This is a genomic window from Pseudomonas sp. PAMC 29040 (assembly GCF_003994535.1).
In the GTDB taxonomy this organism is placed as follows: domain Bacteria; phylum Pseudomonadota; class Gammaproteobacteria; order Pseudomonadales; family Pseudomonadaceae; genus Aquipseudomonas; species Aquipseudomonas paraversuta.
In genome coordinates this window covers 215,087-228,387 of the sequence record NZ_RZAA01000008.1, presented here as the reverse complement: position 1 = coordinate 228,387, position 13,301 = coordinate 215,087, and the positions used below count along the sequence as shown (strand labels likewise).

The window sequence follows — 13,301 nt, the reverse complement described above, 5'->3', positions numbered from 1 at the left end:
ACCCTCGCTCGGGTCGCGGTGCTGCTATCGCCGGCAAGCCGGCTCCCACAGTGGATTCATGCTGAACATAAAAGCAGGGACTCTGCCTACCCTGTGGGAGCTGGCTTGCCAGCGATTCGGGCGATCGGGTCGCGGTGCTGCTATCGCCGGCAAGCCGGCTCCCACAGTGGATTTATGCTGAGCATAAAAGCAGAGACTCTGCCCTCCCTGTGGGAGCTGGCTTGCCAGCGATTCAGGCGATCGGGTCGAGGTGCTGCTATCGCCGGCAAGCCGGCTTCCACAGTGGATTCATGCTGAACATAAAAGCAGGGACTCTGCCCTCCCTGTGGGAGCTGGCTTGCCAGCGATTGAGGCGATCGGGTCGAGGTGCTGCTATCGCCGGCAAGCCGGCTCCCACAGTGGATTCATGCTGAACATAAAAGCAGGGACTCTGCCCTCCCTGTGGGAGCTGGCTTGCCAGCGATTCAGGCGATCGGGTCGCGGTGCTGCTATCGCCGGCAAGCCGGCTTCCACAGTGGATGTGTCCTGAATATAAAAGCAGGGACTCTACCTACCCTGTGGGAGCTGGCTTGCCAGCGATTCAGGCGATCGGGTGCGGTGCTGCTATCGCCGGCAAGCCGGCTTCCACAGTGGATTTAGGCTGAACATAAAAGCAGGGACTCTGCCCTCCCTGTGGGAGCTGGCTTGCCAGCGATTCAGGCGATCGGGTGCGGTGCTGCTATCGCCGGCAAGCCGGCTCACACAGTGGATTTAGGCTGAACATAAAAGCAGGGAATCTGCCCTCCCTGTGGGAGCTGGCTTGCCAGCGATTCAGGCGATCGGGTCGCGGTGCTGCTATCGCCGGCAAGCCGGCTTCCACAGTGGATTTGTTCTGAACATAAAAGCAGGGACTCTGCCCTCCCTGTGGGAGCTGGCTTGCCAGCGATTCAGGAGGTCGGGTCGCGGTGCTGCTATCGCCGGCAAGCCGGCTTCCACAGTGGATTCATGCTGAACATAAAAGCAGGGACTCTGCCCTCCCTGTGGGAGCTGGCTTGCCAGCGATTCAGGCGATCGGGTCGCGGTACTGCTATCGCCGGCAAGCCGGCTCCCACAGTGGATTTAGGCTGAACATAAAAGCAGGGACTCTGCCCTCCCTGTGGGAGCTGGCTTGCCAGCGATTCAGGCGATCGGGTCGCGGTACTGCTATCGCCGGCAAGCCGGCCTCCACAGTGGATTTTTCCTGAACATAAAAGCAGGGACTCTGCCTACCCTGTGGGAGCTGGCTTGCCAGCGATTGAGGCGATCGGGTCGAGGTGCTGCTATCGCCGGCAAGCCGGCTCCCACAAATGGATTTGTATCGGGCATAAAAAATCCCGGCACATGGCCGGGATTTTTGTTTGACGCGTCGGCTTATGGCACCAGCTTGTCCAGCAGGGCCTTGTCACGTACCGCGCCTTTGTCGGCACTGGTGGCCAGCAAGGCGTAGGCCTTGAGGGCGGTGGTGACTTTGCGCGGACGCACTTCCACCGGCTTCCAGCCTTTGTGTTCCTGGGCGACGCGGCGAGCGGCCATTTCTTCGTCGCTGATCAACAGGTTGATCGAGCGGTTCGGAATGTCGATCAGCACTTTGTCGCCGTCCTGTACCAGACCAATCGCGCCACCGGCAGCCGCTTCCGGCGAAGCGTGACCGATGGACAGGCCCGAAGTACCCCCCGAGAAGCGGCCATCGGTGAGCAGGGCGCAGGCTTTGCCCAGGCCTTTGGATTTCAGGTAGGACGTCGGGTAGAGCATCTCTTGCATGCCCGGGCCGCCTTTCGGACCTTCGTAACGAATGATCACGATGTCACCGGCTTTGACTTCGTCAGCCAGGATGCCGCGCACTGCGCTGTCCTGGCTTTCGAAGATTTTGGCGTTGCCTTCGAACACGTGGATCGATTCGTCGACGCCTGCGGTTTTGACTACGCAGCCATCCAGCGCAATGTTGCCGTACAGCACGGCCAGGCCGCCTTCTTGCGAGTAGGCGTGCTCAACACTGCGGATGCAGCCGTTTTCACGGTCGTCATCCAGGGTTTCCCAGCGGGTCGACTGGCTGAACGCGGTTTGCGTCGGGATACCGGCCGGGCCGGCCTTGAAGAAGGTGTGAACAGCTTCATCGTCGGTCTGGGTGATGTCCCATTTGGCGATACCTTCGGCCATGGTCTTGCTGTGCACGGTCGGCAGATCGGTGTGCAGCAGGCCGCCGCGGGCCAGCGAGCCGAGAATGGAGAAAATGCCGCCTGCGCGGTGCACGTCTTCCATGTGGTACTTCTGGATGTTCGGTGCCACCTTGCACAGCTGCGGTACGTGGCGCGAAAGACGGTCGATGTCTTTAAGGTCGAAGTCGATTTCGGCCTCTTGGGCTGCTGCCAGCAAGTGCAGGATGGTGTTGGTCGAACCGCCCATGGCGATGTCCAGCGTCATGGCGTTTTCAAATGCCTTGAAGTTGGCAATGTTGCGCGGCAGTACCGCTTCGTCGTTTTCGACGTAGTACTGACGGCACAGGTCGACGATGGTGCGGCCTGCCTGCAGGAACAGTTGCTCGCGATCGCTGTGGGTCGCCAGCGCCGTGCCGTTGCCCGGCAGCGCCAGGCCCAGGGCTTCGGTCAGGCAGTTCATCGAGTTGGCGGTGAACATGCCGGAGCACGAACCGCAGGTAGGGCAGGCGCTGCGCTCGTACTCGGCAACCTTCTCGTCAGAAGCGCTGGAGTCGGCGGCGATGACCATGGCGTCTACCAGGTCGAGACCGTGGCTGGCGAGCTTGGTTTTGCCCGCTTCCATCGGCCCGCCGGAGACGAAAATCACCGGGATGTTGAGGCGCAAAGAAGCCATCAGCATGCCAGGGGTGATTTTGTCGCAGTTGGAAATGCACACGATGGCGTCGGCGCAGTGAGCGTTGACCATGTACTCGACGGAGTCGGCGATGATCTCGCGGCTCGGCAGCGAATACAGCATGCCGTCATGGCCCATGGCGATGCCGTCATCCACGGCAATGGTGTTGAATTCCTTGGCAACGCCGCCGGCGCGCTCGATCTCGCGGGCTACCAGTTGCCCCATGTCCTTGAGGTGGACGTGGCCGGGTACGAACTGGGTAAAGGAGTTGGCAATGGCGATGATCGGCTTCTTGAAGTCGGCATCTTTCATCCCCGTGGCGCGCCACAAAGCGCGGGCACCGGCCATGTTGCGGCCGTGGGTGGAGGTTTTCGAACGATAGTCAGGCATGGAACAACTCCGGGCGGCTAATCAGGTAACAAACAGGGAAGTGAGCTTCTAATGACTGGCGGACTACACAGAAAATGACCACGTGTCAGCAAGCTGCCGTTAACGCTGCGGGATCGCCGCGCGTCAGGGCCTGAGCTCATAAACCCGCCGGGGATGATTGGCGATGAATCCGTCGATTCTACACGGCTGGCGGCGGGAGGGAATGGGGTAGAGGGTTGGCTGCCTGCGTGAGGAGTCATTGCATTTGGCGGGCCGGTAGGCGTTGGTAGTGTTCAGGCTATAGAGTGCAGGCATGATTTTTCGATAAGGACATTCGTATGCTGACCCTCAACCGATCCGTGCGAACCTGCCTGGTCATTGGCCTGGCGCAAGGGCTGCTGCTATGGCTGGCGAGCGCCCTGACCGAGCCGGGGCTCCAGTTTGCCCTGGCCACTGCGGTATTGGTCGGCGGTATCAACCTGGTGCTGCTGGGGCCAGACGTGCGTCAGCGCGGTACGGCCTGGCTGGTGCTTGGGCTGACGCTGGTGATGAGCGCCATCAGCGCCTGGGTGTACTGGGAGGGCGGCGACAGTTTGCGCAGCAGCAGCTGGCTGACCGGCACCTGGGTCTGCTTTGCCGTGGTGATCACTTATATAGTGACGGCTTTCATCCTCAGCTGGCCGAGCCGCGAAGGGCGCTTCCCGCGCTACGAAGACCTGTTCCGCCACGCCTGGGACACGGTGTTTATCGTGTTGCTGGGCTTGCTGTTGAACGGCGTGTTTTGGGCGCTGCTGCTGTTGTGGGGCAGCCTGTTCAAGATGCTCGGGATTGTGGCGCTCAATCAGTTGTTTTCCACCACCGGGTTTATCTGCATCAGTTCGATGATGGTGTTTGCCCTGGGCCTGCAGATGGGCCGCGACAACGATCGTGTCATCGGTCTGTTACGCGGCATTTTGCTGACCTTGTGCCGCTTTCTGCTGCCCCTGAGTTCGCTGATTGCCATTGTCTTCACCCTGGCCCTGCTATTTACCGGGCTGCAGCCCATTTGGGCCACCGGCTATTCGACGCCGATCATGCTGTGTCTGGTGGCGGCCAATCTGTTTCTGCTCAATGGCGTGTTCCAGGTCGGCGAGCAGAGCAGCGGTTATCCGCGATGGCTGTTGCGCATGGTTGACCTGTGCCTGCTGTGCTTGCCGGTACTGGTGCTGCTGGCGGGGTATTCGAGCTGGCTGCGAATCGAACAATATGGCCTGACCCCCAGCCGCATTCTGGCGATGTTGCTGGTGGCGGTGATGCTGGTTCATACCCTTGCCGCGGCCTGGGCGGTGGTGGTGCCTCAGCGTCAGTGGTTGTGGAGCCTGCGCATCAGCAACCCGCTGATTGCGTTGCTCAGCGTGGTACTGCTGTTGGCGATTCATACCCCGTGGTTCAGTCCGTTGCAGATCAGCGCCAGCAATCAGGTAAAGCGCGTGCTGGAGGCTAAAAGTCCGGTAGAGAGCTTTGATGCCGACACTTTGCTCTATCGCTTGGGGCCACCGGGTAAGCAGGCGTTCGAGGCATTGCTGGAGCAAGTCGAGCAGGGCCGGGTGTTGGCAGAACCCGCGCGCGAAGTTCTGTTGAAACGGCTCAAGGATGCCCAGGCCGGTAAAGGTGCGCGGGACTCCGATGGGCGGCTTCTGGAGTGGATCGGGCCTGTCGTGGAAGGCAGCGAGCAGTTCAACGACCCCGGCATTGGCGGGCAGCAGTGCCTGTACCCGGGATGTGCCATGTGGGCGGTCGATCTGGATCAGGACGGGCAGGACGAAGTGCTGCAGTTACCCAAATACAGCTGGTCTGATCCGCTGTACTTCTTCAAGCGTGATGCGCAGGGCAAATGGCAGCGTGCAGGCACCTATGCAGGTGTCGAAAACCCGCTGGAGATGATTGAACAGATTCGCGAAGGGAAGGTGAAAGTGGTGAAGCCGCGTTATCAATCGCTGCAGGCCGGGGATGAACAACTGAGCCCGCAACCGGAGATACCGCCGCAGCCTTAACTAGGACACCCCTGTGGGAGCCGGACTTCCGGCGAGGCAGGCGACTCAGTTTGCAGGATGTTGAGTCATCGCCGGCAAGCCGGCTCCCACGAGATATGCTCAGGGCATTTCCACTGTGGGAGCTGGCTTGCCAGCGATTCAGGCGTCTTAGCTGTTAGGCAGCAAACGGCAGGTGATGCTCTTGATGTAGCGCGTTTCTGCAATCGCCGGGTGCACCGGGTGATCCGGGCCCTGGCCGCCGCGTTCCAGCAACTGGATGTTGCGGTCCAGGTGGCGGGCGCTGGTCAGCAGGATGTTCTGCAGGTCGTCTTCCGGCAGGTGCATCGAGCACGATGCGCTGACCAGAATCCCGTCCTTGCTGAGCAGGCGCATGGCTTGCTCGTTAAGGCGGCGGTAAGCACCTTCGCCGTTCTTCAGGTCCTTTTTGCGTTTGATGAAGGCCGGAGGATCGGCCACGATCACGTCGAAACGCTCTTCGTTGGCCTTGAGCTCTTTCAGGGCTTCAAATACATCGCCTTCCATGCAGGTGACTTTCTCGGCAAAACCGTTCAACGCAGCGTTGCGCTCAACACCGTCCAGGGCGAACGAGGAGGCATCGACACAGGTCACTTCGCTGGCGCCGAAAGCGGCAGCCTGAATACCCCAGCCACCGATGTAGCTGAACAGGTCCAGAACCTTTTTGCCTTTAACGTACGGGGCCAGGCGGGCGCGGTTCATGCGGTGGTCGTAGAACCAGCCGGTTTTCTGGCCGGCCATGACCGGCGCTTCGAACTTCACGCCGTTCTCTTCCAGTGCAACCCACTCTGGCACCAGACCGAAGACGGTTTCGACATAACGCTCAAGGCCTTCAGCGTCACGGGCAGCCGAGTCGTTCTTGAACAGGATGCCGCTTGGCTTGATGACTTGTACCAGTGCCGCGATCACGTCGTCTTTGTGCTGTTCCATGGTGGCCGAGGCCAGCTGAACCACCAGAATGTCGCCGAAACGGTCTACGACCAGGCCCGGCAGCAAGTCGGAATCGCCGAAAACCAGGCGGTAGTAAGGCTTGTCGAACAGGCGCTCGCGCAAGGACAAAGCCATGTTCAGGCGGTGTACCAGCAGCGATTTGTCCAGCGGCAATTTGATGTCGCGCGACAGCAGGCGAGCGCAGATCAGGTTGTTCGGGCTCATGGCAACGATGCCCAGCGGCTTGCCGCCGGCGGTTTCAAGCACGGCCTGGTCGCCGGCCTTGAAGCCGTGCAGCGGGGTGTTGGCTACATCAATTTCGTTGCTGTAGACCCACAAGTGGCCGGCGCGCAGGCGTCGATCGGCATTGGCTTTAAGGCGCAGGCTTGGCAGGGACATGACGTCGCTCCGGGTATTGAAAAGGGCGCGATTATAGCCTTAGACGCACCCTGCAAGCTCAGCTGATTCGCGGTATTGCGTCGGATTACGTGCGCAAATGGCCAGAAATTTCCGCTAGACTCGCCGTCCAATTCAGAGTGCGTCGTTATGCCCCCAGAGCTTTCATCCGAACAGATCAGCCTTGCCCTGCAAGGCATCAGCGTGCCGCCTCAACCGCAAATCATGGTGGATTTGCAGATGGAGCAATACATGCCGGACCCGGATCTGGAAGTGATAGCCGGCCTGATCGCCCAGGACCCGGGGCTGTCCGGGGCACTGCTGAAAATCGTCAACTCGCCGTATTACGGCCTGAGCAACAAGATTGCCTCGATCCGCCGTGCAGTCACGGTGCTCGGCAGCCGGACCGTGATCAACCTGATCAACGCACAGTCGATCAAGGGCGAGATGACAGACGACACCATCGTGACCCTTAACCGGTTTTGGGACACGGCCCAGGACGTGGCCATGACCAGCCTGACCCTGGCCAAGCGCACGGGCACCCAGGCTCTGGATGAAGCCTATGCCCTGGGGCTGTTTCACGATTGCGGCATCCCGTTGATGCTCAAGCGCTTCCCGGATTACATGCGGGTACTGGAACAGGGCTACGCCAATGCCGGGACCGGCAGCCGTGTGGTTGACACTGAAAACCGGCATTTCAATACCAACCATGCGGTGGTCGGCTACTACACGGCAAAATCCTGGCGTCTGCCTGCGCATCTGACAGAGGCGATTGCCAATCACCACAATGCCCTGGCGATTTTCAGCGACGACTCTTCGCGCAACAGCCAGCTTAAAAACCTGCTGGCGATCCTCAAGATGGCCGAACATATCTGTGCCTCGCACACAGTGCTGGGCAACCAGCGTGAAGACCATGAATGGAACAGCATCCGGCACCTGGTGCTGGACTACATTGGTCTGTCCGACTACGACTTTGACAACCTTAAAGAAAGCATTCGCGAATTGGGTGCCCACTAGTCTCGCAGGAGCCTCCCGTGCCTGAATTACCTGAAGTCGAAACCACCCGCCGGGGCATTGCCCCGCACCTTGAAGGTCAGCGGGTCAGCCGGGTGATTGTGCGCGAGCGCCGTTTGCGCTGGCCGATCCCGGAAGACCTGGATGTGCGTCTGTCGGGGCAGAAGATCGTGCTGGTGGAGCGGCGCGCCAAGTATCTGCTGATTAACGCCGAAGTCGGGACGCTGATCAGCCATTTGGGCATGTCGGGCAACCTGCGCCTGGTAGAGGCCGGGCTGCCGGCGGCCAGGCACGAGCATGTAGACATCGAGCTGGAGTCGGGCCTGGCATTGCGCTACACCGACCCGCGACGTTTCGGTGCGATGCTCTGGAGCCTCGACCCCCTGAACCATGAATTGCTGCTGCGCCTCGGGCCGGAGCCACTGACCGATCTGTTTGACGGTGAGCGGCTGTTTCAGCTGTCGCGCAAGCGTTCGATGGCCGTCAAGCCGTTCATCATGGATAACGCAGTGGTGGTGGGCGTGGGCAATATCTACGCGACTGAAGCGCTGTTTGCTGCCGGCATTGATCCGCGTCGCGAAGCCAAAAGCATCTCACGGGCGCGCTATTTGAAGCTGGCGATCGAGATCAAGCGGATTCTGGCCGCGGCGATTGAGCGTGGAGGCACCACCTTGCGCGACTTTATCGGGGGCGACGGACAACCTGGCTACTTCCAGCAAGAGCTGTTTGTTTACGGGCGTGGCTACCAGCCCTGCAAGGTCTGTGGCACCGAGTTGCGCGAGGTCAAGCTGGGCCAGCGCGCCAGCGTGTTCTGCCCGCGCTGCCAGAGCTGACAGGAACACAGCAGGCGCTGGCCGGCTGTCATCGCGGGAGCTGGCTGGCCAGCGATTCAGGCACTGTGGCTTTTCAGGTTCGGCGCATTAAAGCAATGGCCGACAAGGTCAGGCCTTGCCGGTGATTGCCTTGTATTTGGCCATCAGCTGTTCTTCGGTTTCCGGGTGGGCTTCATCCAGCGGGATGCAGTCAACCGGGCAGACCTGCTGGCATTGCGGCTCATCGTAGTGGCCCACGCACTGGGTACACAGGTTCGGGTCGATCACATAGATCTCTTCGCCCTGGGAAATGGCAGCGTTCGGACACTCGGGTTCGCAGACGTCGCAGTTAATGCAATCGTCGGTGATGATCAGGGACATGGGTACTCCTGCCGGGGCGCTCGGCCCGGGCAACTGAAATCGAATGCGGCAATTGTGCCGCATTGGCGCCCGCAGTGCACGCGGGCGCCGCTTCAGCGGTCACTTCTTGCGAAAGCGCTCGGTGAGGGCATCGGCCACGGCCGGGTGCACGAATTTGTTGATATCGCCACCTAATGCCGCGATTTCCCGGACCAATGTCGACGAAATGAACGAATAACGCTCTGACGGCGTGAGGAACAGACTTTCGACGTCGGGGGCCAGTTGGCGATTCATGTTCGCCAGCTGGAACTCGTATTCGAAGTCCGACACGGCACGCAGGCCACGCAGAAAGACATTGGCGTTCTGTTCTTTGGCAAAGTGCGCGAGCAGCGTCGAGAAGCCGACTACCTCCACATTGGGCAGGTGCTTGGTGACTTCACGTGCCAGCTCCACACGCTGTTCCAGAGGGAATAGCGGGTTTTTTTTGGTGCTGGCAGCGACAGCAATGATCACGTGATCGAACAGGCGCGAGGCGCGTTCGACCAGATCGCCGTGGCCCTTGGTAATAGGGTCAAATGTACCTGGGTACAACACTCGGTTCATCGCGTCGTCCTGGCGGGAATCCGTTGGGGAGTCGGATGGTATCGCAGCATTCCCGGTCGGCCAAGTCGCCATTCGCAGAAGAAAGCACTATAGACGTGGCCAATTAACTACTTTTTCACGGATTTTTCAGGCGCGCGGCCAGCTCTGTTGCCAGTTTCGCCGTGAGCCCGTACACCGACAATTGCGGGTTGGCCCCAATGCTGGTGGGGAATAAAGAGCCATCGTGGACCGATACATTACCCAATTGATGATGGCGCCCAAGGCTGTCGGTAACCGCCAGTTGCGGGTTTTCGCCCATTGCACAGCCACCCATGACATGGGCACTGGCAAGGCGGGTGCGATACAACTCAAGGCTCAAACTGTCGATTCGGTCACGTGTCTGGCCAAGGCTGGTCATGTATTGCGCATCACTGTGCAGCGGCATGACGGCGCTGGCGCCTGCCGCGAACTGGATCTCGGCCATGCTGTGGAGGGCACGCTTGAGACCGTCCCAGACGTAGGGCGTGAGGCTGTAATCGAGCACCGGACTGCCATCAGCACGCAACTCGACACTGCCGCCGGGGCTGTCGGGATGAAAACCGTCGCGCATCAACGCCAGCATCATATGGGTATTGGGCAGTTGCGCCATGTGCCCGGCGCTGGTCTGGCCAAAGCTGGCAAAAATTGTGGCCGCCAGGGCCGGATGCAGCGGCGGCACCTCGAGTTTGTAGCCCATGGGCCCGCTGGTGCCGTCTTTCCACTGAAAATGATCGGAGTAAATCGATTGCGGGGCGCCGTAAAACGGATTGATGGCCGCAGGAAACTGCGCCGCAGAAAAGTTGACCAGGTGCAGAAACGTCCGTTTACCGAGTCGTCCGTGGGGGTCGGGTGCCTCTGAACGCAGCAGCAGGCCGGGGGTGTTGATGCCGCCGCCGGACAGCACATAGTGCCGGGCCTTGACCATGATTGTGCGGCCGGTGGGCGCCACGCAGCGGCTGTCCATGGCCTGGCACTCCAGCCCGGTAACCTGGTCGCCGCTGATCAGCAGCCGCCGGGCGCGGGTCAGATACAGCAATTCGCCGCCCTGTTCGAGGGTGGCGGGGATGGTGGTCACCAGCATCGATTGTTTGGCATTGGTCGGGCAGCCCATGCCGCAGTAGCCCAGGTTCCAGCAGCCGCGCACATTGCGCGGGATCACATGCCAGCTGTAGCCGAGCTTTTCGCAACCGGTGCGGATCACCTCGTTATTGGCGTTGGGCGGGATCAGCCAGGGCGCGACGCCAAGCCGCTGTTCCATCTGCTCGAACCATGGTGCCATCTGCGCCTCACTGTGGCCGGCGACCGCGTGTTCCCGGGCCCAGTGCTCCAGGGTGGGGGCGGGGGTGCGAAAGCTTGAAGTCCAGTTGACCAGGGTCGTACCGCCCACGGCCCGCCCCTGGAGGATGCTGATGGCGCCGTCTTTGCTCATGCGCCCGACGCCTTCCTGATAAAGACTGGAGTAGGCCTCGTCTTCCAGCAGCCTGAAATCACTGCTGGTCCTGAGCGGGCCCTCCTCGATCAGCAAGACCCTGTAACCGGCGGCACTAAGAATCTCGGCCGTGGTGCCGCCGCCTGCACCGCTACCGACAATCACTACATCGGCTTCGAGCGTCAGGTCGCTGTCGAGTTGCGAGCCATCCCGGGTTTTCCAGCCTCGGGCCATGCCTTCGCGGAACGGATCAGGTACGGGCATAAAGGACTTCCATGGTGGCAATGGGGTGTGTAGGAGCGAGCTTGCTCGCGAGCTCTTCGTCGCCGCGTTTAACAGCTCGCGAGCAAGCTCGCTCCTACGGGTTGTACGGGGTCAGTCAGATCTTCGGCGGGCCCGGATACCCGCACCCGGCCCAGGACTCGGGGCGTTCGTACCAGCTCATCATCACCAGTTGCACCAGCGAGCCGTGACCCATGCGCAGCAGGTTCAGGCTGCTGTTTTGCCAGCGTTGCAAAAAATCCTGAATCTGTTCGGGGCTGGCGCTCTCCCAGCCACCCCAGACCCCGGTCAACGGGCCCCGTGTTACCGGCATGGCCAGCACATCGAACAGTTGCCGAGTCAGCTTGAGCAGTTCGGGGGACAAGTGAGCAAGGTTGTGGTCCAGCTGATGCAAGGTGGCATCGGCCGCACCGGGAACAGCCGGGGCTCCCACGCTACCCGCAAGCATCACCGGGATCAGTGCCCGCAAAAAAGTCAGATCACTGCTGCGCAACAAGGCGAAGCCGCTGGCGCTACTGCCGGGCGAGCAGCCACTCAGACTGGCGCCGAGCCCGGCGCAGGTCAAAAATGCACTGGTCCACAGGCCGACTTTGAGTACGCCCCGACGCGATAGCAGAACCTCTTCAACCCTCAATTCAGGCATGGGCCACCTTCGACTAGCGGATAAACAGCTTCTGGATCAGGCGTACCAGTTGGCGGCCATAAGGCGGGTAAATCATCAGCGAGCTGTTGAGGCGCTGTTTAACCAGCACCCCCTTGGCTTTGCTGAAGGTCACAAAGCCTTCATGACCGTGGTAATGGCCCATGCCGGAATGCCCTGCACCGCCAAACGGCAGGTCGTCGATGGCCACATGCAGCAGGGTGTCATTGATGCACACGCCGCCAGAGTGGGTGTGCAGGATGACCCGCTGCTGCTCGGGCTTGTTGTAGCCGAAGTAGTAAAGCGCCAGCGGGCGCGGTCTGGCATTGATGTAATCCAGCGCTTGCTGCAGGTCGCCGTAGGCCACGACGGGCAGCAGCGGGCCGAAGATTTCGTCCTGCATCACCTGCATCTCGTCGTTTACACCCAGCAGCAGGGCGTGGGGCATGCGCCGCCCCTGGCCTTGCTCGTACAGCGGTATCAGGCGTGCACCCTTCAGAGTGGCATCGGTTTGCAGGCGATCAAGGCGCGCCAGTTGGCGTTCATTGATGATTGCGGTGTAGTCCGGGTTGTCGATCAGGGTCGGATAAAAACTGTGCACGGCCTGGCGGTAGGCCTCAACAAAGTCATCGACCCGGTCTCGCGGCACCAGCACGTAATCCGGAGCGATGCAGGTCTGCCCGGCGTTGAGGGTTTTGCCCCAGGCGATACGTTGGGCAGCATCCTTGAGCGGTACATCGGCCGATACGATGGCTGGCGACTTGCCGCCCAGCTCCAGGGTTACCGGGGTCAGGTTGTCGGCAGCTGCCCGCATGACCTGCTTGCCTACGTGGGTCGAGCCGGTGAACAGCAAGTGATCAAATGCCAGGCCGGAGAATGCCACCGCCACATCGGCTTCACCCAGTACTACGGCAACCATGTCTTCGGGGAAGATGCGCCCCAGCAAGTTCTTGAGCCAGTGCCCTGTGGCCGGGGTGAACTCGCTGAGTTTGAGCATTACCCGGTTACCCGCCGCCAATGCCCCGATCAAAGGGCCCATGGCCAGGTACAGCGGGTAGTTCCACGGCACGATAATGCCGATTACGCCCAGGGGCTGATACACCACTTTGGCGCTGGCCGGCTGGAACATCACCCCTACGCTGCGGGACGAGGGCTGCATCCAGCGCTTCAAATGCTTAAGGGTGTAATCAATGCTGTGCAGGCTGGGCATCAGCTCGGCAAACAGGGTTTCGTCAGGGCTGCGGTGGCTGAAGTCCTGGCTGATGGCGTCGATCAGCACTTCGCGCTCATCACTCAGTAACTTGCGCAAACTTTTCAGCCATTGCTGGCGCTGGGCGAGTGGCGGATAGGGGTGAGCCGCATAAGCCAGACGTTGGGTGTCGAGCAGGGAATGGAGATCGCTCAGCACGGCTGAGGCGTCTTGGCGGGGGGCGCTGTCGACAGACATGGTTTGCTCCGGGCGGAAGGCTTGCGGGTTATTTTTATTTGAGAGCAATCATGCTTTTAGAGCCTATGCTCTAAGCTGTCAATGAGGGGCGCTTATCCGTGAGGTT

At 60.7% G+C, this 13,301-nt stretch carries 10 protein-coding genes; 3 read left to right on the top strand and 7 right to left on the bottom strand.

Annotated elements, in window-relative coordinates:
- Positions 1 to 1,389: 1,389 nt before the first annotated feature.
- Positions 1,390 to 3,237, bottom strand: a complete 1,848-nt coding sequence (ilvD, locus tag WG29040_RS16465) for a dihydroxy-acid dehydratase (RefSeq protein ID WP_127196538.1) — start codon at positions 3,235 to 3,237, stop codon at positions 1,390 to 1,392.
- A 317-nt stretch (positions 3,238 to 3,554) separates the two neighbouring features.
- On the opposite strand from ilvD, the gene WG29040_RS16460 reads away from it, so the two are divergent.
- Positions 3,555 to 5,249, top strand: coding sequence for a DUF4153 domain-containing protein (locus tag WG29040_RS16460; protein ID WP_127196537.1), 1,695 nt, complete (start codon positions 3,555 to 3,557; stop codon positions 5,247 to 5,249).
- Between the two features lie 147 nt (positions 5,250 to 5,396).
- On the opposite strand, the gene WG29040_RS16455 is transcribed toward WG29040_RS16460, so the two are convergent.
- Positions 5,397 to 6,593, bottom strand: coding sequence for a class I SAM-dependent rRNA methyltransferase (locus tag WG29040_RS16455; RefSeq protein ID WP_004419762.1), 1,197 nt, complete (start codon positions 6,591 to 6,593; stop codon positions 5,397 to 5,399).
- A 201-nt stretch (positions 6,594 to 6,794) separates the two neighbouring features.
- Here WG29040_RS16455 and WG29040_RS16450 point away from each other — a divergent pair, with 201 nt between their 5' ends.
- Together WG29040_RS16450 and mutM are read left to right on the top strand one after the other, a co-directional pair.
- The gene (locus tag WG29040_RS16450; RefSeq protein ID WP_177412988.1) at positions 6,795 to 7,607 is read left to right on the top strand and encodes an HDOD domain-containing protein; all 813 of its coding nucleotides are present in this window, start codon (positions 6,795 to 6,797) and stop codon (positions 7,605 to 7,607) included.
- A gap of 17 nt (positions 7,608 to 7,624) precedes the next feature.
- Positions 7,625 to 8,437 carry a bifunctional DNA-formamidopyrimidine glycosylase/DNA-(apurinic or apyrimidinic site) lyase gene (gene mutM / locus WG29040_RS16445; RefSeq protein WP_004419758.1) on the top strand — a complete coding sequence of 271 codons (813 nt, stop codon included), beginning with the start codon at positions 7,625 to 7,627 and terminating at the stop codon, positions 8,435 to 8,437.
- A 108-nt stretch (positions 8,438 to 8,545) separates the two neighbouring features.
- On the opposite strand, the gene WG29040_RS16440 is transcribed toward mutM, so the two are convergent.
- The 5 genes from WG29040_RS16440 to WG29040_RS16420 form a co-directional block, all read right to left on the bottom strand.
- Complete coding sequence (locus WG29040_RS16440) at positions 8,546 to 8,797, bottom strand: YfhL family 4Fe-4S dicluster ferredoxin (protein ID WP_004419756.1); 252 nt, start codon at positions 8,795 to 8,797, stop codon at positions 8,546 to 8,548.
- A 99-nt stretch (positions 8,798 to 8,896) separates the two neighbouring features.
- The gene (coaD, locus tag WG29040_RS16435) at positions 8,897 to 9,379 is read right to left on the bottom strand and encodes a pantetheine-phosphate adenylyltransferase (RefSeq protein WP_004419754.1); all 483 of its coding nucleotides are present in this window, start codon (positions 9,377 to 9,379) and stop codon (positions 8,897 to 8,899) included.
- A gap of 115 nt (positions 9,380 to 9,494) precedes the next feature.
- On the bottom strand, positions 9,495 to 11,090 hold the full coding sequence (locus WG29040_RS16430; RefSeq protein ID WP_004419752.1) for a GMC family oxidoreductase: 1,596 nt from the start codon (positions 11,088 to 11,090) through the stop codon (positions 9,495 to 9,497).
- A 115-nt stretch (positions 11,091 to 11,205) separates the two neighbouring features.
- Positions 11,206 to 11,751, bottom strand: a complete 546-nt coding sequence (locus WG29040_RS16425) for a twin-arginine translocation pathway signal protein (protein ID WP_127196536.1) — start codon at positions 11,749 to 11,751, stop codon at positions 11,206 to 11,208.
- A 13-nt stretch (positions 11,752 to 11,764) separates the two neighbouring features.
- Positions 11,765 to 13,195: a coniferyl aldehyde dehydrogenase gene (locus tag WG29040_RS16420; RefSeq protein WP_127196535.1), complete on the bottom strand. Its 1,431-nt coding sequence runs from the start codon at positions 13,193 to 13,195 to the stop codon at positions 11,765 to 11,767.
- Positions 13,196 to 13,301: the final 106 nt, after the last annotated feature.

Excerpts from the sequence above, each read along its gene's own strand:
- ilvD (WP_127196538.1), bottom strand. The coding sequence starts at position 3,237 with ATGCCTGACTATCGTTCGAAAACCTCCACCCACGGCCGCAACATGGCC.
- WG29040_RS16460 (WP_127196537.1), top strand. The coding sequence starts at position 3,555 with ATGCTGACCCTCAACCGATCCGTGCGAACCTGCCTGGTCATTGGCCTG.
- WG29040_RS16455 (WP_004419762.1), bottom strand. The coding sequence starts at position 6,593 with ATGTCCCTGCCAAGCCTGCGCCTTAAAGCCAATGCCGATCGACGCCTG.
- WG29040_RS16440 (WP_004419756.1), bottom strand. The coding sequence starts at position 8,797 with ATGTCCCTGATCATCACCGACGATTGCATTAACTGCGACGTCTGCGAA.
- coaD (WP_004419754.1), bottom strand. The coding sequence starts at position 9,379 with ATGAACCGAGTGTTGTACCCAGGTACATTTGACCCTATTACCAAGGGC.
- WG29040_RS16430 (WP_004419752.1), bottom strand. The coding sequence starts at position 11,090 with ATGCCCGTACCTGATCCGTTCCGCGAAGGCATGGCCCGAGGCTGGAAA.
- WG29040_RS16425 (WP_127196536.1), bottom strand. The coding sequence starts at position 11,751 with ATGCCTGAATTGAGGGTTGAAGAGGTTCTGCTATCGCGTCGGGGCGTA.
- WG29040_RS16420 (WP_127196535.1), bottom strand. The coding sequence starts at position 13,195 with ATGTCTGTCGACAGCGCCCCCCGCCAAGACGCCTCAGCCGTGCTGAGC.